General features: G+C 38.3%; 23 protein-coding genes. 4 read left to right on the top strand and 19 right to left on the bottom strand.

The window, feature by feature from the left end; translation table 11 throughout:
• Positions 1 to 39 precede the first annotated feature (39 nt).
• A complete protein-coding gene (locus EL259_RS08010) occupies positions 40 to 615 on the top strand; it encodes a biotin transporter BioY (protein WP_126600585.1) in 576 nt (191 codons plus the stop codon).
• An 89-nt stretch (positions 616 to 704) separates the two neighbouring features.
• On the opposite strand, the gene cpdA is transcribed toward EL259_RS08010, so the two are convergent.
• The 5 genes from cpdA to rplY form a co-directional block, all read right to left on the bottom strand.
• Positions 705 to 1,535, bottom strand: a complete 831-nt coding sequence (gene cpdA / locus EL259_RS08005) for a 3',5'-cyclic-AMP phosphodiesterase (RefSeq protein ID WP_126600583.1) — start codon at positions 1,533 to 1,535, stop codon at positions 705 to 707.
• Positions 1,536 to 1,746: 211 nt separating this feature from the next.
• Positions 1,747 to 2,361: an ADP-ribose diphosphatase gene (gene nudF / locus EL259_RS08000; RefSeq protein WP_126600581.1), complete on the bottom strand. Its 615-nt coding sequence runs from the start codon at positions 2,359 to 2,361 to the stop codon at positions 1,747 to 1,749.
• A 75-nt stretch (positions 2,362 to 2,436) separates the two neighbouring features.
• Entirely contained in the window at positions 2,437 to 3,261 is an 825-nt protein-coding gene (locus EL259_RS07995) for a DNA ligase (RefSeq protein ID WP_126600579.1), read from the bottom strand.
• A gap of 123 nt (positions 3,262 to 3,384) precedes the next feature.
• Positions 3,385 to 4,179 carry a tRNA pseudouridine(38-40) synthase TruA gene (gene truA, locus EL259_RS07990; RefSeq protein ID WP_126600577.1) on the bottom strand — a complete coding sequence of 265 codons (795 nt, stop codon included), beginning with the start codon at positions 4,177 to 4,179 and terminating at the stop codon, positions 3,385 to 3,387.
• A 67-nt stretch (positions 4,180 to 4,246) separates the two neighbouring features.
• On the bottom strand, positions 4,247 to 4,534 hold the full coding sequence (gene rplY, locus EL259_RS07985) for a 50S ribosomal protein L25 (protein WP_126600575.1): 288 nt from the start codon (positions 4,532 to 4,534) through the stop codon (positions 4,247 to 4,249).
• A gap of 228 nt (positions 4,535 to 4,762) precedes the next feature.
• On the opposite strand from rplY, the gene galE reads away from it, so the two are divergent.
• Positions 4,763 to 5,776, top strand: coding sequence for a UDP-glucose 4-epimerase GalE (gene galE / locus EL259_RS07980; RefSeq protein ID WP_126600573.1), 1,014 nt, complete (start codon positions 4,763 to 4,765; stop codon positions 5,774 to 5,776).
• A gap of 119 nt (positions 5,777 to 5,895) precedes the next feature.
• Here the strand turns inward: galE and EL259_RS07975 are convergent, their stop codons facing one another.
• From EL259_RS07975 to glyA, 10 genes are all read right to left on the bottom strand, one after another.
• Entirely contained in the window at positions 5,896 to 6,351 is a 456-nt protein-coding gene (locus EL259_RS07975; RefSeq protein ID WP_126600572.1) for a hypothetical protein, read from the bottom strand.
• 425 nt (positions 6,352 to 6,776) lie between these two features.
• Positions 6,777 to 7,229: a hypothetical protein gene (locus EL259_RS07970; protein ID WP_126600570.1), complete on the bottom strand. Its 453-nt coding sequence runs from the start codon at positions 7,227 to 7,229 to the stop codon at positions 6,777 to 6,779.
• A 93-nt stretch (positions 7,230 to 7,322) separates the two neighbouring features.
• On the bottom strand, positions 7,323 to 7,883 hold the full coding sequence (locus EL259_RS07965) for a PoNe immunity protein domain-containing protein (RefSeq protein WP_172594242.1): 561 nt from the start codon (positions 7,881 to 7,883) through the stop codon (positions 7,323 to 7,325).
• On the bottom strand, positions 7,874 to 8,023 hold the full coding sequence (locus tag EL259_RS08645) for a hypothetical protein (protein ID WP_172594241.1): 150 nt from the start codon (positions 8,021 to 8,023) through the stop codon (positions 7,874 to 7,876). The genes EL259_RS07965 and EL259_RS08645 overlap by 10 nt, the downstream gene beginning before the upstream one ends.
• An 82-nt stretch (positions 8,024 to 8,105) precedes the next feature.
• Positions 8,106 to 9,041, bottom strand: a complete 936-nt coding sequence (locus EL259_RS07960; protein WP_126600568.1) for an Imm49 family immunity protein — start codon at positions 9,039 to 9,041, stop codon at positions 8,106 to 8,108.
• Positions 9,042 to 9,350: 309 nt separating this feature from the next.
• Complete coding sequence (dapD, locus tag EL259_RS07955) at positions 9,351 to 10,175, bottom strand: 2,3,4,5-tetrahydropyridine-2,6-dicarboxylate N-succinyltransferase (protein WP_126600566.1); 825 nt, start codon at positions 10,173 to 10,175, stop codon at positions 9,351 to 9,353.
• A 60-nt stretch (positions 10,176 to 10,235) separates the two neighbouring features.
• Positions 10,236 to 11,060, bottom strand: coding sequence for a D-hexose-6-phosphate mutarotase (locus tag EL259_RS07950; RefSeq protein ID WP_232019044.1), 825 nt, complete (start codon positions 11,058 to 11,060; stop codon positions 10,236 to 10,238).
• Positions 11,061 to 11,062: 2 nt separating this feature from the next.
• Positions 11,063 to 11,761 (bottom strand): LrgB family protein, encoded by a 699-nt coding sequence (locus EL259_RS07945; RefSeq protein ID WP_126600564.1) that lies wholly within the window; start codon positions 11,759 to 11,761, stop codon positions 11,063 to 11,065.
• Positions 11,762 to 11,772: 11 nt separating this feature from the next.
• Positions 11,773 to 12,207 (bottom strand): CidA/LrgA family protein, encoded by a 435-nt coding sequence (locus EL259_RS07940; protein ID WP_126600562.1) that lies wholly within the window; start codon positions 12,205 to 12,207, stop codon positions 11,773 to 11,775.
• A gap of 94 nt (positions 12,208 to 12,301) precedes the next feature.
• Entirely contained in the window at positions 12,302 to 13,564 is a 1,263-nt protein-coding gene (glyA, locus tag EL259_RS07935; RefSeq protein ID WP_126600934.1) for a serine hydroxymethyltransferase, read from the bottom strand.
• A 184-nt stretch (positions 13,565 to 13,748) separates the two neighbouring features.
• Between glyA and dprA the strand changes: the two genes are divergently transcribed.
• Positions 13,749 to 14,849 (top strand): DNA-processing protein DprA, encoded by a 1,101-nt coding sequence (dprA, locus tag EL259_RS07930; RefSeq protein ID WP_126600560.1) that lies wholly within the window; start codon positions 13,749 to 13,751, stop codon positions 14,847 to 14,849.
• Here dprA and rsmD read toward each other — a convergent pair.
• Positions 14,832 to 15,440: a 16S rRNA (guanine(966)-N(2))-methyltransferase RsmD gene (gene rsmD, locus EL259_RS07925; RefSeq protein ID WP_232019043.1), complete on the bottom strand. Its 609-nt coding sequence runs from the start codon at positions 15,438 to 15,440 to the stop codon at positions 14,832 to 14,834. The genes dprA and rsmD overlap by 18 nt on opposite strands.
• A gap of 109 nt (positions 15,441 to 15,549) precedes the next feature.
• Between rsmD and ftsY the strand changes: the two genes are divergently transcribed.
• Entirely contained in the window at positions 15,550 to 17,310 is a 1,761-nt protein-coding gene (ftsY, locus tag EL259_RS07920) for a signal recognition particle-docking protein FtsY (RefSeq protein WP_126600558.1), read from the top strand.
• Positions 17,311 to 17,336: 26 nt separating this feature from the next.
• On the opposite strand, the gene EL259_RS08720 is transcribed toward ftsY, so the two are convergent.
• The 3 genes from EL259_RS08720 to hslU all read right to left on the bottom strand — a co-directional run bounded on the left by EL259_RS08720 (position 17,337) and on the right by hslU (position 19,761).
• Complete coding sequence (locus EL259_RS08720; protein WP_232019041.1) at positions 17,337 to 17,837, bottom strand: NYN domain-containing protein; 501 nt, start codon at positions 17,835 to 17,837, stop codon at positions 17,337 to 17,339.
• Positions 17,838 to 17,885: 48 nt separating this feature from the next.
• Entirely contained in the window at positions 17,886 to 18,194 is a 309-nt protein-coding gene (locus EL259_RS08715; RefSeq protein ID WP_232019040.1) for a hypothetical protein, read from the bottom strand.
• A 235-nt stretch (positions 18,195 to 18,429) separates the two neighbouring features.
• Complete coding sequence (gene hslU, locus EL259_RS07910) at positions 18,430 to 19,761, bottom strand: HslU--HslV peptidase ATPase subunit (protein WP_126600556.1); 1,332 nt, start codon at positions 19,759 to 19,761, stop codon at positions 18,430 to 18,432.
• Positions 19,762 to 19,776 lie beyond the last annotated feature (15 nt).

Below are 19,776 nucleotides of genomic sequence, written 5' to 3'. Positions count from 1 at the left end.
GTGCGATTTTTATTCTATTTTCAACTAAGAGTTATACTTATGATGATTATTCAACAAACAAAATTTTTCTTTATTGATAACAGCCTGAAAGTCACGGCAATTAAGGCGATCATTGGTTCGCTATTTATTGCCTTATTAGCCCAAGTTTCTATCCCACTTCAACCCGTCCCCATTACAGGACAAACCCTTGGTGTAACCATTGTTGGTTTTGCATTTGGCAAACGTGCAGGGGTTGCCAGTGTCGCACTCTACTTATTAGAAGGTGCCCTTGGCTTACCTGTCTTTGCAAATGGTAGCAGTGGCATTGCTGCTTTCTTTGGACCTACGGGGGGCTATTTATATGGTTTCTTAGCGACTGCTTATATTCTAGGCTATTTTTCTGACAAAGGCATTTTAAATTACCCAATGGCCGCATTTTTTATCGCAATCATTGCCTCTGCAACTACTTTCGTTTTTGGATTATTCCAACTTTCATTCTTCGTCCCTGCGGATAAAGTCCTTGAATATGGTTTCACCCCATTTATTGCTGGTGGTTTACTCAAAGCCCTTATCGCAAGTTTTACCGTATCGGGTGCTTATAAACTCAGTAAAAAACTTGATGAAAAAATGCAATAAAAACTTTGCTTAATATTAGAAACGAAAAAGGCTAATGGTTGCTTAACAGTCATTAGCCTTTTATTCTATTTGAGTGCTTTAAGATAATTCTAATACCCTTCCCCTAACAGATTCGGGAGGAACGTTTTTTGTTGGACGCGTTTAACTTGGGTTTCAATATCGCCATTTGCGTGGAGGGTGACTTCGCGCCAGCCGGGCTGAAGTTCGTCAAGTTTAAACTTATGGTTAGCGGGTTTAAATTGAATACAAGTTGATGGTGTGGACATCACACGATAACCTTCCCACATTTTATCCATACTTTGATGGATATGCCCGCCGAGAATCCCTTTTACATTAGGGTATTTTTTCAAGATCGTTAATAAATCATATACATTACGCAAATTGTGCTGATCGAGCCATGCGGAATCAGTCGAAATAATATGATGATGAAAAACCACCAAGGTATAACGTTCTGGATTTTGATAGAGTTTCTGATCAAGCCATGCTAATTGGCACGGGCTTAAGCGTCCGTATGGCACACCATAAACCTGGCTATCTAAAAGTAAAACTTGCCAGTGTTTACCCATGAGAATATGTTTGTGTGGAAAAATATAATCAGGGTACTGCCCCAATACTTCGTGCATATCGGGTAAATAATCGTGGTTGCCTGTTGTCCAAAAGATAGGTTTATTGAGTGATTTAATTTGCTGACAAAAACGCTCATAGCTTTTCTTCGCACGATCTTGCACCAAATCACCTGTTGCAAGTACGCATTCGTAAGGGAAAGTATCCGCTACCACTTCTTTTAAAACTTGTGAAAAAGAATCCGACGTATTCATTCCCAATAACGCACTACTTTCATCTTCAAAAAGATGGGGATCGGTTATTTGAATAAATTTTACGGCATCTGAATCGATATTATGTTGATAAGCGTCACTCAACGTTTTTTTCCTCTTTTGATTAGCTGTGCATAAGGTACAAATTTTTCTCTTTAAATGCACTCACAAATGTTCAAAAATGTTAACAGCTTCATATTTTTTAAACAATTTTGTTAAAAAAATATGACGTACTTCACACTTTTTACATACATTTTATGACGCTTAAAATTAAAAATAACTTGATTTTGCTAAATAAAAATACAACTCGTAAAAATTATCCCCAAGCTTGGATTAATTTTTGATAATTTAATTGTAACCATTGCAAACCAAGCACGGCGATACAGTTATCGATTTCACCATTGCTTACCATTTCGTAGGCTTTTTCACGTGGCAACACATGTACACGGATATCTTCGTGTTCTTCGGCTAAACCATGTAAACCTTGAGCGGTTGTGCTATCGGTCATGCCCGCTAGGATATGGATACGTTCTATCGTGCCACCTGGGCTGTCCCATACGCTAAGGGCATGGGTGAGGTTTTCAACTTTAATGCCCGCCTCTTCTTCACTTTCACGAATTGCTACTTCTTCTGGACTTTCCCCAGTTTTGACCATACCTGCGATTAATTCTAAAAGCCATGGTGAATTGTTGAGTTTTGGATCGTAAGCACCGATTCGCACTTGTTCCACCATCACCACTTCATCACGCATTGGATCGTACGCAATAACGGCAACGGCTGCGCCTTTAATCAGTAATTCACGCACAACGATATCACTTTCCCCGCCAGCAAACAGTTTATGCTTAAAGTAAATCTTTTTTAGTTTAAAAAAGCCATCATAAAGCGGTTCTTCTCGCAAAATTGTAAGATCCTCGTAACCGAATTTTTGCATCTGTCTTTCCTCCAATTATCATTATTTTTTGGGCTAGTGTAACCCAATTCATGCAAAGGAGGAATAAAAATATCTCTATGATTTTATACGATAAAACGTTGCAAAACGAGGTAATCCCTTTTTAGTAAAACCACGATATTGATAGGTAATGACCGTTCCTATTGGTGGTGGATTTTGGCGCTCTTTATCGCTAAATCCTGAACCGATCCGAAAGGTGCCATATTGGTTTTGGCAAATAACCGATCCTAACATGCCTTGATATTTTCCTCGCCCATCTCGATAGGCAATCACTTTACATTCGTCATCTAGTAAGGGTTTAAATTTTAAAATTTGATCACTCCGCCCATGTTGATAATTCAATTTTGGATTACGCAATACAATACCTTCTCCGCCATTATCCACCACTTGGTGAAAAAACGTCATCATCTGCGTTTTTGATTGAATCGGAATTTGCGGGATAATTTTTATCGGTGCATTGGGGTGCTTTTGCAAATACTGTTTTAACGTAGCAAGCCGTTGGAATAAATCACCTTGAGCATTCGGTACATCAAATACGTTTAATTTAATCTTAGACCAACCCTTATCTCCTTGTGAACGTACGATACGAGATACTTCATCAAAGGCTTGGCGTTGAATAAAAAGCTCGCCGTCAATCGCAAACGGCGGAAAGTGCTTGGTGAAATAAGGCGGAGGGGTCAATACGCGTTTCTGGCGACTATAAAGTGCTTTGCCTGTCCAATAACCACGCACACCATCTAGTTTTTCGCTCATCACCCAACCTTGCAAAGATTGTCCGTGATAAACCTTTAATAACATGAGTTGTGGTGGCAATGGTTCTGTTACCGAATAGATTTTCATCGCCCATAGGCTAATGATAAGTAAAATAAATAATTTGTTCATACTCTCCCTCCGAGACAAATACTTTAAAGCGATGAGAGAGTAAAAATCTTTTTTTGAGTGAAAAAATGCGATCACGCCCGCAAAATCATAAAAATTTTTACGAAAAAAGGGGCGTAATTGCTTTTATTCGAGGTTTTCAGGTAGGAATAATGGACCAAGTGGCATTTCTGGTAATTGAAAATGTTCAGGGTAAAATGCTTTGACTAAATATAATCCGTTCGCTTTTGCTGTCGGGGCAGCTTGAGAGCGATCTTTTAATTCTAATAAGGTTTTCATCCAATCTACTGGTTTATTGCCTGCGCCAATTTCTAATAAACTGCCGACAATATTTCGCACCATGTGATGTAAAAACGCATTCGCTTGAATATCTACTACGATATAATCGCCGTGGCGCGTTACTTTGACATGATGCACATTACGCCATGGGGTTTTAGATTGACATTGTGCGGCACGGAATGAAGTAAAATCTCGTTCGCCTAATAATGCTTGGGCTGCCTCGTGCATTTTATGATGATCGAGTGGCAAATGGTAATGGGTCACGCCTGCAGATAAAATCGCACCACGTTGTTTTTGATTTAAAATAATGTAGCGGTAACGGCGTGCTGTTGCACTAAAGCGTGCGTGAAAATCTTCATCGACAATTTTTGCCCAACGCACAGCAATATCATCAGGTAAATTCGCATTGGTGCCAAATGTCCACGCTTTTTCTGGGCGGTTTGCTTGAGTTTCAAAATGCACAACCTGCCCTGTCGCATGCACGCCCGAATCAGTGCGCCCTGCACAAAAGACTTCGATCGGCTCATTCGCAACAAAAGACAAGGCTTTTTCTAATTCTTCTTGTACACTTCTGACTTTCTCTTGTCGTTGCCAACCGTAATATTTTTCACCAAGATATTCTACGCCAAGCGCAATTTTCATTTTTTCTCCTTTTTATTAGCCATAAAAAAACGCCAAATTGCTTTGGCGTTTTTTCTCAACCTAAAAATTAAGCACGTTTGAAATCGATGTGCACTAGTTTTGGTTTGAATGGGTGACGTTGCATTGCTTGTACTTTTACAGGCACTTCTTTACCGTCAACAACTAAAGTAATAACTTCGCTATAGAAGCTGTCATGAGCTTGTGCGTTGTTTACTTCATCGTGGTTTAAGATGATAGAAACTGGTGCTTCTTCACCACCGTAGATGATTGCTGGGAATTCACCATTGTGACGTAGGCGGCGGCTCGCACCCTTACCATACGCAGTACGTGTTTTTGCTTCAAATGTAAATGCCATTTTTGCTTTCTCTAATAAAATTAATTTAAAAATAAAACCGCAGGCGACCCAGCGGTTTCTCGTATTTTGTCAAAGCATTTGCTTTGAGCGACGCATTATAAGGGGAAATACGGAAAAAAGCAAAACAAATTCACATTTTTAGCCTAAATCAAGTTACGGCACTTCTTTCCTTGACAAGCCCTCGCTTTTCCTAAAAACTAGCCTCGTTTTTATTTCGTGAGGTTAATTATGACTATTCTGGTTACAGGCGGTGCGGGATACATCGGTTCGCACACTTTAGTAGAATTAATGAAAGCGGGATTAGAGGTTGTCGTATTGGATAATTTATCTAATTCAAGCGAAGTATCTTTAGACCGTGTGGCACAAATTACAGGAAAAAAAGTGCCTTTCTACCGTGGCGATATTCTCGATCGTGACATTTTACGCAAAATTTTTGCCGAACATTCTATTACGTCCGTTATCCATTTTGCAGGGCTTAAAGCTGTCGGTGAAAGCGTACAAAAACCGTTAGAATATTACCAAAATAACGTAACTGGCTCTATCGTGCTTTTAGAAGAAATGCTCCGTGCGAGCGTTTATAGCATTGTATTTAGCTCATCAGCAACCGTTTACGGCGATCCACAAATCGTGCCAATTACTGAAGACTCCCCTGTCGGCGGTACCACTAATCCATACGGCACATCAAAATATATGGTAGAACGTATTTTAATGGATACCTGCAAAGCTAATCCGAAATTAAGCGCAGTTATCCTCCGCTATTTCAATCCAGTGGGTGCGCACGAAAGTGGCTTAATCGGTGAAGATCCAAATGGTATCCCGAATAATCTTTTACCATACATCAGCCAAGTTGCCGTGGGTAAATTAGCGAAACTGTCTATATTCGGCGACGACTACCCAACCCCAGACGGTACAGGGGTTCGTGATTATATTCACGTCGTTGACCTTGCACTTGGGCATTTAAAAGCGCTCGAAACGCACGCAACTGACGCAGGCTGCCATGTTTATAACTTAGGCACAGGAACAGGTTATTCTGTACTGGATATGGTCAACGCCTTTATGAGTGCAAATAACGTTGACGTACCTTATCAAATCTCCCCACGTCGCCCTGGTGATATCGCAACTTGCTATGCTGATCCGAAAAAAGCGTGGGAAAAACTAGGCTGGAAAACAGAACGCGACCTTAACACCATGATGCGTGACACTTGGAATTGGCAAAAAAACAATCCAAATGGTTATAAATAAGATTTTTCTCCACTAAAACAAAAACTCACCTCAAAATATCTAAGGTGAGTTTTTTATTTTTCAAGCAAATAAAAAGACTGACTTCTATTGCTAGAAATCAGTCTTTTGTAAAAATCCTACTACTGGGAATCAGTCTTTTTTGGTGGGGAAAAAAATGGGGTGAGAACATAGCCTAATCCATAATAACTATACCCAGAATTCATCTTACAAATATCCATATTTCCAGCAAGACACCAATAAAAAGGGGCGGCAAAATGGTAGCCTAGCCTATAAAAACATCCCTGTTTATATTTAAAATACGTGTCTAGAAGTGATTCATATTGGCTATAATCCTTTTTATTATAGTATAATTTGTCAAAATCCGTATCCGCTACAGATTGCAAGTAATCAAATCTTTCCTTTTCTTTTTTGCTCCCAAATGCATATTTATCTGCAAGTTGATCGCATTTATCTATATCATTATTGGTAATTTTTTTATTACTTTTTACCCAATACTCATTTTCTCCAGGAGGACCATTTCCTAAATAACATCCAGATAAGACTAAGATTAAGCATGATAATATTAGGTATCTCATTTTTTATTCTCCTTTTACCACTAAATAAAATTAATGGTTTTTAAAATCACGCCAGTAAATTCGTGAAATTTTATGGATTTACTGGAATCTATATTATTTCCCTATAATTACGAATGAAAGCACTATTCATATAGGTTTTATAATTTAATTTCATATTTCCGTACTTCCTTGTTATTAGATTATGAGTAATAAAAAAAGAATAATCCTACATTGCTTTGCGTATTTATAAATATCACGTCCGGTTAGCATTTAGGATAATTTATAAGATTATTAAATTGTACACCTATCATTCATTGACGGCAATAAAATACTTTTAAAGAATTACTCTAACATTTATAAAATTTTTTACGTTTAAATTAATTTTGTCTAATATATAAAAAAGACTGACTTCTATTGCTAGAAATCAGTCTTTTGTAAAAATCCTACTACTGGGAATCAGTATTTTCCTGTGGCGAAGGAGATGAAGGGAAAATATAATTTAATCCATACCCGCTATACTTTATATTTTCCTTACAAATATGCATATTCCCAATAAGGCACCAATAAAAAGGAGCATTAAAACGATAACCTAAATCGTAGAAACATTTACTACTCAATACAGATACTTTGTCCACTAAAGAATTATATCTATCATATTTTGCTTTATTAGCCATCAGTTTAAAAGGCTCCTTCATAAATTCATCGTCTAGCTTATCCAATGAATCTCTCTCTTCCTTAGTTAAATATAATGTCTCTACTTTTTTATAGCATGCCATCTGTTCATTAATAGGTATTTTTTTACCATTTTTTATCCAAAGTTCTGTTTCATCCGGAGGACCATTCCCTAAATAGCATCCAGATAAGACTAGAGTAAAACATAATAATATTAGATATCTCATCTTTTATTCTCCTTTTACCACTAAATAAAATTAATGGTTTTAAAATCACGCCAGAAAATTCGTAAAATTTTATGGATTTACTGGCGGGGTAAACTATTTTTTATTATCATTAAAATGGACTAAATCATAGGGATAGTATTTATGATCTTTGACCACATCATCATCTATTCCTAAAATTTTAACTAACCCACATACATCAAATGCCCAGTAGCCATCATAATTTTCTCTTTCATGACGTCCATACCAAGGTTGCCCTTGATTAAAACGATACCAGTTTGCCATAGTGTTTTTTAGCGCTTTCACCTTATCTTCACTATTTAATAACCGCTCTAAATAATTTACTTTAAACTTCGCACGCTTCCCTTCATTAGGCTTTAATCCTAAATATTTAATATAGAGTTCCAAAGTAGGGTCAATGTATGGCTGTGCATTATCCACAATACTTTGAAGATATGGTAAAAATTCTTCTTTTCTATCTTCATAACATACCCCAATAGAAAATAAATCTAGAAGATCGCCTAAGTCCATATACTGATTTTTTCCTACTGCTTTACTATAATAACTCAGCCACTCCTTATAATATGGATAAAGTTCATCAGGACTTTTACCAATAGAATAATATTGTCTAAAAATCCTACTATATGCTATCGACAATACTGAGAGGCACGTGTTAATTCCATGCCATGCTTTTTCTCTCTATCCTCACTGAGATATGTTTTCCACTTAGAAATAAAATCTTCAGTTTCATTAATTCGATTTTCAAAAAATTTTTCATCTTGTATGGTATCGCGCATTTTATTCTCCTGTGCTTTGGAAGAAAGGTATCACGCCAGCAAATTCGTGAAATTTTATGGATTTACTGGTATTTATATTACTTTACTCGTCTATACGGAATAATCGTTTAAATGTTGCTTTAATTCTATTTTTAAATTTCTTTGCTTCCATATCTGCTTCATGCTCAATTTGAATACGTTTTTCACCCCATTCAAAATGCGTATCAAAACTATAGTCTTGCATAAAATCATATGGATCTTTGTATTCTTTTAAAGGCGCATAAACAATTAATTCTTTAGGTGCTGTAGGACGATCAATATTTAAATCAAACCCTTTTAAAGTCGCAAGTTTCGCATAAGTTAACACAATAAAATTGAGGTAAAAATCGAAATAAGCATCAAGATCATGCATTCTTCTTCTTTCTACTTTAGGGACTAATAACATATTTAATGCCTCTTCCATACCCTGAATATCCTTTTTACACATAGCTAAAAAGAATTTATGATCAGGGATATAACGGATCTGGTTTTTCTTATTACTCTCTAAAAAACCTACCACAGATTTTTCTAGTGTTTCCCAATCATCATTAAGTGCAAGTAAAATATGGTATAAAAGAAACCCTCCATTAGGCATATAACTTGCTGTACACTTCGCATATTTATCTAAGAAATAAGATATGTTAGATTTTAGATATCCCATTAGTTCAGGACTATCAGACAAAAAAATCCACCACGCTAGATAGCATGGCATTACTTTAACTTTATAATTCTCCATAAATGTTAATTTTGCAGCAACATAGATCTCCTGTTTAAACTTATCAACATCATTAAATTCAAGCAATGCTTGTGAAGCTAGTTTTTGATGATAAACACTTGTAAGCCAAAGTGTATTCACCTTTCTAATACCATATTCAAATTCTTTTATTATTATATCTCTACGAATCCTATCATTTTCTAAATATCCAATAACATGTTCTACACTTTCTTCATAATTACGCTTAGAAGCACTACCAATATAGGTTTTATAATTTAGATTCATATTTCCCTGCTATTGCGTTATGGGTTATTAAAAGAATAATCCTGTATGCTTTGCGTATTTATTTTTAATCTCCAAATATCACATCTGCTCGGCACTTAGGATAATTTATAAAATTTGCGAATTGTACACCTATCATTCATTGACAACAACAAAATACTTTTAAAGAATTACTCTTGCTGCCTTTTATAATATTTTTTATATAATATTTTTTGACGTTTAAATTAATTTTTATCCAATAAATAAAAAGGACTGACTTCTATTGCTAGAAATCAGTCCTTAGGGTTATATAAATTTTTAAGGGTTAAAAAATTATTCTACGCTACGTAGTAATTCGTTGATTCCCACTTTACCAAGTGTTTTTGCATCCACTTTTTTCACGATTACTGCGCAGTAAAGGCTGTATTTGCCGTCTTTTGATGGTAATGAACCAGATACGACCACTGAGCCGGCTGGGACGCGTCCGTAGTGGATTTCACCTGTTTCGCGATCGTAAATTTTGGTTGATTGCCCAATGAATACGCCCATTGAGATCACGCAGCCGTCTTCTACGATAACGCCTTCTACGATTTCAGAACGTGCGCCGATAAAGCAGTTGTCGCCGATGATAGTTGGGTTCGCTTGTAATGGTTCTAATACGCCACCAATGCCTACGCCACCTGAAAGGTGAACGTTTTTACCGATTTGTGCGCAAGAGCCTACCGTTGCCCAAGTATCAACCATGGTACCTTCACCGACGTAAGCACCGATATTGACATAAGATGGCATTAATACGGCATTTTTACCGATGAATGCCCCTTTACGTACCATTGCAGAAGGCACAACACGGAAACCTTCTTTTTCAAAACGTGCTTGATCGTAGTCTGCAAATTTTAGTGGTACTTTATCGAAGTATTTCGTTTCTGCGCCATCAATAAGTTGGTTTTCGTTAATGCGGAAAGAAAGTAATACCGCTTTTTTAAGCCATTGATGAACAACCCATTCGCCATCAATTTTTTCAGCAATGCGGAATTTTCCGCTATCTAATCCGCCAATTACGCTTTCAACGGCGGCTTTGGTCGCTTGATCGACGTTTGTTGGTGTAATTTCAGCACGACGTTCAAAAGCTTCTTCAATAATTTGTTGTAATTGATTCATAAATTTTCCTTTTTAAATAAAGACGTTCTTTTTTACCATATTTGAGGGAATAATTCACGGTTATTGCGTAAAAATCTTTAAGATTAAATTTTCATTTTTTGGCAATTTATCGTGGATTCGGGCGGTTTCGACACAAAGCATGTGTTGATAGGCATCCGCACTCATTGCACTGGTTGCCTTTTCCCAAGGGTTCCAGACAACGGTATCGGACGCATTACATTGCATAATGGAAATTTTATCAGTGCCATCAAGGATAGACACTTCACTTTCTCGTGGAATGCGGTAGCAACAGTCTGTATGCCCATTGATATGGCGGATAGGCGGTACGATTTCATCACGCTGCGTCACAAAATTAAAACAGCTTTCAGGAAGTCCTTCTACCCCAACATTTTTAATGTTTGATACTTGAAAATAACTATGAAGCGCCACTTGAGCGGGATCTTCTAAGTAGTGTTTAAACATAAGATGACAATGCTGATCAAACTGCATTTCAAGGCGTGCTTCAATCATGCCATTTTTATCAAACAGCCCAAAAACGAGATATACACTTTGTGGAGTGACGTGATGGCTGACTAATTCCCATAAGCTTATGCGTGCATAACCGTGCGCTGGAGTGCCTGCATTATTAAACCACGGATAACAAATCGGGATACCGCCACGAATGGCTTTGCCTAGTTGAAAAGGCTCAATATCGCTTAGCCAAAGCAAACTTTTGTCTTTGCCTTGCGGTTGCCATTGTAATAATTGTGCGCCTTGCAAAGAGATAAGCGCATCGCCGATTGGGTGGTGAATTTCCACCATCGGGATCTCGTTATAAGTCCATAAGGTTACGCCTGTTGCCAGTTCACGTAATTTTGTTTTTTTGATATTTTCTGCAGGTTGCATAACTAAATTCCTCCACACACCCGTGCGATAACGACAATAAGCGTAGTTAATAATCCAGAAACGGCTATCGCCACCCCTGACATTGCCCCTTCCAATTCGCCCATTTCGATGGCTTTTGTAGTACCAACGGCATGACTACAAGTTCCTATAGCAATGCCTGTTGCGATTGGGTTTTTAATTCTAAAAATTTTCACCAACATCGGTGAAAGAATTGCGCCTAGAATCCCTGTCACAATCACGGCAGCAACGGTAATGGCTGCGGTTCCGCCTAATTGTTGGGTAACGGTTAAGGCAATCGGCATAGTAACAGATTTCGGTACAAATGAAAGCGCCAGATTATCCCCTAACCCCAAGGCTTCACAAAGGAAATATGCACTCGTCATGGAAACAAGTGATCCCACTAAACAACCTGCACAAATAGGGATAAAATTCTCTCTCAATAAATTCCATTGAATATAAACCGAATAGGCCAATGCAACCGTTGCTGGTCCAAGGAAAAATGAGATCGCTACCGTGCCACTTTCATATTCTTCAAGCGGAATGTCGGTGACAAGTAAAAGTAAAATTAGAATGGCAGCAGAAACCAGTAAAGGGTTCGCAAAGGGGGTTTTTAGTTTGCTATAAAGCCACGTTGCCCCTTTAAATGTCACAACTGAACAGAGTGTGCCTAAAGTCAAGATACCAATAAAATGCCAGTACATCTTTTCTCTCCTTAAACCCGAGATTGTTTACGTGCAATAAGACGCGAAACAATCGCAACAGTGGTTACTGTGGCAATAAAGACTAAAATTGTGGTAACAATGCAAACAAAGGCAAATTTTAAATATGCACCTTTTAAGAGTGTGGTACAACTCATTAAGGCGACAGCAGCGGGTAGAAAGAAGATCGCCATATATTTTAAGAGGAAGGAACATGCCTCATGAATATATTTTGATTTCAATGCACCACTGAGTAGAAAAATAAGGAGCAAAACCATACCGAGAATATTCCCCGGAATGACGGGCATAAAATGAGATAGCCCCACTCCCAAATAATAAATGCCGACAATTAAAACTAATTGCAACACTAATTTTGTTTCCATAAAAGCGAGGCGTTGTAATTTAATCCGTATTCGCGCCCGCTTATATTTTGATTTTGTAATTAACATAATGACTCCAAATACATATTTTTAAAATTCTTTTTTACAATGAAAAATGCGACCATTTTGAAGTGTCAAATATGGTCGCATTCTTTCTTTTCAATTATTGTCCGTAAACAGGATAACGGCGGCAAAGTGTAATGACTTTTTCTTTAATATTATGAATAACTTCGCTTTCTTGTTCAGTGCCGATACTGTCTAAAATATCGCATATCCAGTTTGCTAATTCGCGTACTTCAGTTTCACCAAAACCGCGGCGAGTCGCTGCGGGTGTGCCAATACGAATTCCTGATGTCACGAATGGGCTTTGTGGATCATTCGGTACGGAATTTTTGTTCACGGTAATATTAGCTTGACCAAGTGCCGCATCCGCCGCTTTACCTGTAATATTATGACGAACGAGATCCACTAGGAAAAGGTGGTTTTCAGTCCCGTTTGACACAATATCGTAATCACGTGCTTTAAACACTTCCACCATCGCTTTAGCATTTTTCAATACTTGGTGTTGATATGCGGTAAATTCAGGTTGAAGTGCCTCTTTAAAGCAAACCGCTTTCGCTGCGATAACGTGCATTAATGGACCGCCCTGATTGGTTGGGAAGACCGCACTATTTAATTTTTTATAAAGTGCTTCATCGCCAGTCGCAAGGATTAAGCCCCCACGCGGACCTGCTAATGTTTTGTGTGTAGTTGTCGTAACAACGTGTGCATGGGGAACAGGATTTGGATAAATTCCTGCCGCAACTAGCCCTGCAACGTGTGCCATATCTACAAATAAGTAAGCACCCACTTCATCCGCAATTTCACGCATTTTCGCCCAATCCACCACTTGTGAATAAGCAGAAAAACCTGCCACAATCACTTTTGGCTGATGTTCAATGGCTAATTGACGTACGTTATCGTAATCAATCAAGCCTTGCTCATTAATCCCGTATTGTACAGAGTGATAGATTTTGCCTGAAAAACTCACTTTTGCGCCATGCGTTAAATGACCACCGTGATCAAGGCTCATACCTAGAATGGTATCCCCTGCAGATACTAATGCAGAATATACGGCTGCATTTGCTTGTGAGCCTGAATGTGGCTGGACGTTTGCATAATCTGCGCCAAATAGTTTTTTCGCACGCTCAATCGCAAGATTTTCAACAATATCAACAAATTCACAACCGCCATAATAGCGTTTGCCCGGATAGCCTTCTGCGTATTTATTGGTTAATTTCGAACCTTGCGCTTCCATTACCAATGGGCTGGTATAGTTTTCTGAGGCAATTAACTCAATATGATCTTCTTGGCGTTGTGCTTCTTCCGCCATAGCGGCATAAAGCTCAGGATCAAATTGTGCAAGGGTTAAATCATTATTAAAAATACGCTGCATAAACTCTCCTTTTATCTTCAAAAAACGGACTTTATTCTACTCGGATTACTCCAAAAGAAAAACCCTCATATTGCCAGATTTTAAGCATTAGACTCCTATATCTATTTTTTCGATCAGGATCGCAACATCTTTTTTCTCATTTTTGCATAATCTATTTTATTTTTGAGAACAAAATATGATTCAACTTAGCCAACATAAAATCGCTGAAATTCTTTTGCGTTTAAACCAAATTCCGCATCTCGGTCAGCGCTCAATTATGCAAATTTTAGAAAAAATCTCCCTCACCGATTTACTAAACTACGATCGAGAGGCATTCCGTCATTTAGGTTGGAATGAAAAACAAATTAGAGCGTGGTTTCATCCAAATGAAGTGGAAATTGAAAAAACATTACAATGGGCGCAACAAGATGATTGCCATCTAATGACAATTTTTGATGAGGACTACCCTTATCTTTTAAAACAAACGGCAACGCCACCATCGTTATTATTTACCCGTGGTGAAAAATCACTTTTAAATACGCCACAAATGGCAATGGTGGGCAGTCGGCATTGTTCGTCTTATGGCGAATATTGGGCAAAATATTTTGCAATCGAACTGACATTGGCAGGATTTCATATTACTAGCGGTTTAGCGTTGGGGATTGATGGCTTTTGCCATGAGGCGGTTGTAAATATGAATGCCCAAACGATCGCAGTGTTGGGTTGTGGTTTGAATCATATTTACCCCAAATCGCATGTCCCCTTAGCCAAAAAAATTCTCGAAAATCGGGGCCTGATTGTATCAGAATTTTTGCCCGACCAACCGCCAATCGCTAAACATTTTCCCCAACGGAATCGAATTATCAGTGGCTTATCGCAAGGTGTCCTAGTCATTGAGGCGGGGCTAAAAAGCGGATCGCTCATCACAACCCGCTACGCCCTTGAACAAAATCGTGATATTTTTGCCCTACCGGGTAACATCCAAAATCAATTTAGCCAAGGTTGCCACCAATTAATTCGCCAAGGGGCAACGCTTGTGGAGTCGGTTGAGGATATTCTAGAAGTTATCCAACCTTATCAGTATGTTTCCTCTCATAAGCCACCTGCCATGCTTGAACCACAACAAGCCCTTCGGGAAGAACCACCGCTTTTAAAACATATCGGCTATCACCCCATTTCCCTTGATGAGCTTGCTGAGAAAACCCAGATGCCAATTGATACACTTATGTGCGAATTGCTCGATCTTGAATTACAAGACTGGCTTGTCCAAGAAAATGGTTTATACCGCCGTATTTGAGTAACGATATAAACGGTAACAGACTTGCCCTGTAACACGCTCTTTCTCGCATACCCAATTTGCAGAAAGTGACAACGTCACGCCTTTTTCCGTTTCGACATACACAAGGGCATTGTCTTTTAGCCAGTGGTATTCTTCCAATAACGCAAGGGTTTGTTTCACTAAATCAAAATGAAATGGCGGATCAAGAAAAACAAGATCAAATTGTTGATTTCCCGTATTTTGGCGTAAGAATTGTAACGTATCGGTGCATTTTACTAGCCCTTTATCCGTTTTTAGCGCTTTTAGATTTTGCGATAATTGTGCAGCAACACGTTTATCTTTTTCTAAAAACAGCACTTCTTGCGCACTGCGTGATAATGCCTCAAAGCCTAGAGAGCCACTTCCTGAAAAGCAATCGAGAACCGTCGCCCCTGCTACTTCGCCCATTAACCAGTTGAATAACGTTTCTTTAACACGATCGCCTGTTGGTCTTAATCCTTCGGAATTGAGTACGGGTAATTTTCTACCACGCCATAATCCTGAGATGATTCTAACCTGTCCAATTGCATTTGATTTATTATCTGCCATATTTCGTTGATTTTTTTTCATAGAGATTTCTTAATTTATGCTAGAATACGCAAGTTTTTATCTAGTGTAATAGATTTCCTGACGAATTTGGGAAATAAATAAAATTTTTAATCAAAAGTGAGATTATTTTATGTCAAATGAGAGCAAAAAAGGCGGTTTCTGGTCATTATTTGGATTCGGTAGAAAGAAAAAAGCAAAAGATATCCCGAATGACGAACAACAGCTTGAAACAAAAGTAGAAACTGAACTCGCTGCCCAAGAAACTACGCCTGTAGCACAGACATCAGCACAAGAAGATGTTGAAGTCGCAGAAAAAGTTATCGCACAAGAAAAAGCCGTGATTGTTGAAGAAAAACCAACGGCGCAAGAAGAAAACGAGATTACTGAACAACCTATTGTTGAATCTGAAACGGCGGTTATTGAAGAATCATCTGACGCAGAAAAAGCAACTATTGCAGAAAACCAACCTATCGTTGAATCCGAAACAGCACCGATTGTTGAAAATCAACCTGTTGTAGAAGAAGAACCTGCGGTTGTTGAAGAACAACCTATTGCAGAAGAAGAAACTGCGGTTGCTGAAGAACAACCTGTTGCAGAAGAAGAAACTGCGGTTGCTGAAGAGCAACCTGTTGCAGAAAAAGAAACTGCGATTATTGAAGAACAACCTATTGCGGAAGAAGAAACTGCGATTGTGGAAGAACAACCTACTGCGGAAGAAGAACCTGTGGTTGTTGAAGAACGGCCTACTGAGGAAGAAGAAACGGCGGTTGTTGAAGAACAGCCTGTTGCGGAAGAAGAACCTGCGGTTGTTGAAGAACAGCCTACTGCGGAAGAAGAAACCGAGGTTGTTGAAGAACAACCTGTTGCAAAAGAAGAAACCGCGGTTGTTGAAGAACAGCCTGTTGCGGAAGAAGAAACTGCGATTGTTGAAGAACAGCCTGTTGTAGAAAAAACGCAAGAAAAACCAAAAGGTCGTGGCGGTTTCTTTAGCCGTTTAGTGCGTGGTTTAGTCAAAACTAAACAAAATATCGGTTCAGGTTTTAAAGGGTTATTTAGCGGTAAAAAAATCGATGATGATTTGTTTGAAGAATTAGAGGAACAATTACTGATTGCAGATATTGGCGTACCTACAACAACTAAGATTATCAATAACTTAACCCAACACGCTAGCCGTAAACAATTGAAAGATGCCGATCTGCTTTATCAACAACTTAAACAAGAATTAAGCGATATCATTGCGCCTGTTTCTGCCCCACTTGAAATTGACTCAAGTAAAAAACCTTATGTTATTTTAATGGTTGGTGTGAATGGTGTGGGTAAAACCACAACTATCGGGAAACTTGCTCGCCAATTCCAACAACAAGGTAAATCGGTGATGCTTGCAGCTGGGGATACTTTCCGTGCGGCGGCTGTCGAACAATTACAAGTTTGGGGCGAACGCAATAATATTCCTGTTATCGCACAAAAAACAGGTTCTGACTCTGCCTCTGTTATTTTTGATGCGATGCAATCGGCTGCGGCAAAAAATATCGATGTGCTTATTGCGGATACCGCAGGTCGTTTACAAAATAAAGATAACTTGATGAATGAGCTTAAGAAAATTGTGCGTGTTATGAAAAAATATGATGAAACTGCACCGCACGAAATTATGCTCACCCTTGATGCAGGTACAGGTCAAAATGCAATTAGCCAAGCAAAACTCTTTAACGAAGCGGTTGGCGTAACTGGAATCAATATCACCAAACTTGATGGTAGTGCAAAAGGTGGGGTTATCTTCGCTATCGCGGATCAATTTAAACTCCCAATCCGCTACATCGGCGTCGGCGAACAAATCGAAGACCTCCGCCCATTCAACGCCGAAGAGTTTATCGATGCGTTGTTTGAAAATTAATTAATACTACTCCGTTACTTTCTTGCTTAGGCAAGAAAGTAACATTTTTTAACATTACCTCGCCCGATCTCTCTTAGATTTTTTCCTGTTCTTCTCTTTTTCTTCTTATTTAGCTCAATGTGTTGTTTAAATTCTTCCCACCAATCAGGATTCCCCTCAGGGTCACATTTAAATATTTCAGTCAAGGCTACACCAATATTAAATGACTGTATTCCATCAACATGTTCCGATAATGATGGTGAGATCCGCTGTTTTAAAGGATTTAAGATAAAATCAATACCTTTTATTCTCGCTTGTTTTGCGGCAGGAACAAAATCACTATCCCCTGCAATTAAGACCATAGTATCTACTAATTTTTCATAAGCCAGTATCGTAATATCCATTCCTAATTTTACATCAACGGATTTTTGTGTAACTTCGTAATACCAATCATCATTGGTTAAACTATCCCACTTCCGTTTTCCTACTCTCAGTTCTTTTAATACATTGCCTTTTATCTGCCAGTCTGTCGTTTGTAAAGTTCCCATTCTTAGAGCTGTTTTTCGTGTTTCTTTTAATTGCTCATGGAATTTATTTCATAGAATATTCATAGGTTCAGCTTTAAAGTTTTTATCTCTAGGCGTCACTAAACCATCTTCACAGAGTGGATACTTTACTTGCTTATCAAGAGGTGGGCTATCATAGTAGTATACACGGTATAATTCTATTGGTTCCCTATCTATATGCTGCCCGTGCTTTCTCTCAATGTGAAATTTTACAATTTTCCAAAACAAATCGATCAACGTATTTTCTGTTAATTTTGTTTTTGAAAAATATCTCCTATGAAAATAGGAAACCCTGGCAAAGAAAAATCCTCCATCAAATAAAATAGCTACCTTTTTCACAATTAACTCCAAATAGTTATATAAAATAAATTTATAAAAAAACTCACAACCGCCGATACAGATAGTACAATAGTCTGTGAGCTGCTGTGAGTTTGCAATGTAATTATAGTAAACAATAATACACATTAAATCAACTAAAAATTGAGCACATAAATACCACGCCCCAAAAATCATAAAATTTTATGAAAATTGGGGCGTGGTTATTTTGGCTTTCTTAAATTAAGAAAGTATTGGCTTATAAGATAAAGCGGCTTAAATCTTCGTTTTCGACAACGAGATCAAGGGCGTCGGTGACGTAAGCGCCATCAATTTCTACGCTTTGACCATTCATTTCGCTTGCATCGAAAGAGATTTTATCCATGAGGCGTTCCATTACAGTGTGTAAACGACGTGCACCGATATTTTCGGTTTTTTCATTTACATGGAATGCTGCTTCTGCAATTTTCTTGATTGCATCTTCAGTGAAAGTAATGCTCACACCTTCTGTTGCCATTAATGCTTGGTATTGTTCAGTTAGTGACGCATTTGGTTCGGTAAGGATGCGTTCAAAATCTTCTGCAGTTAATGCTGAAAGTTCTACACGAATCGGTAAACGACCTTGTAATTCTGGGATAAGATCAGATGGGCGTGACACTTGGAACGCACCTGAGCAGATGAATAAAATATGGTCGGTTTTTACCATGCCGTGTTTGGTGTTTACAGTGGTTCCTTCGACTAATGGAAGTAAGTCACGTTGTACACCTTCACGTGATACGTCTGCACCGCTGTATTCGCCTTTTTTACAAATTTTATCAATTTCATCAATGAAAACGATACCATTTTGCTCTACTGCATCAATGGTTTTTTGTTTTAATTCTTCAGGTTTGATAAGTTTTGCTGCTTCTTCTTCGATCAATACTTTTAACGCATCTTTGATTTTCATTTTGCGTTTTTCAGTTTTATCTGAAGAAAGGTTTTGGAACATAGATTGCAGTTGGCTTGTCATTTCTTCCATGCCTGGTGGGGTCATGATTTCTACGTTCATGCCTTGTGAAGCAACATCGATTTCGATTTCACGATCATCAAGTTGTCCTTCACGTAATTTTTTACGGAAAACTTGGCGTGTTGCGTTATTTGGATCAGTACTTTCTACATTACCCCATTGATCTTTCGCTGGCGGTAATAATGCGTCAAGAACGCGTTCTTCAGCCAATTGTTCAGCACGCACTTTATTTTTTTCAATTTCGTGCTGGCGAACAAGATTCATGGCACTCTCGGTTAAGTCACGAATAATGCTGTCCACTTCTTTACCTACATACCCTACTTCGGTAAATTTGGTCGCCTCAACTTTGATAAATGGTGCTTTGGCTAATTTTGCTAAACGGCGTGCGATTTCAGTTTTACCCACACCAGTTGGACCAATCATAAGGATGTTTTTTGGGGTCACTTCATGACGTAGTGGTTCTTGAAGTTGCATACGGCGCCAGCGGTTGCGAAGTGCAATGGCAACGGCACGTTTTGCATTTGCTTGTCCGATGATGTGTTTATCTAATTCAGAGACAATCTCTCTTGGTGTCATTTCAGACATAGTTCTATCCTTTTT

Source organism: Actinobacillus delphinicola (assembly GCF_900638385.1).
GTDB classification, from domain to species: domain Bacteria; phylum Pseudomonadota; class Gammaproteobacteria; order Enterobacterales; family Pasteurellaceae; genus Actinobacillus_C; species Actinobacillus_C delphinicola.
Note: the sequence above shows the minus strand (reverse complement) of the source record. Positions and strands in the feature narration are given on the sequence as shown.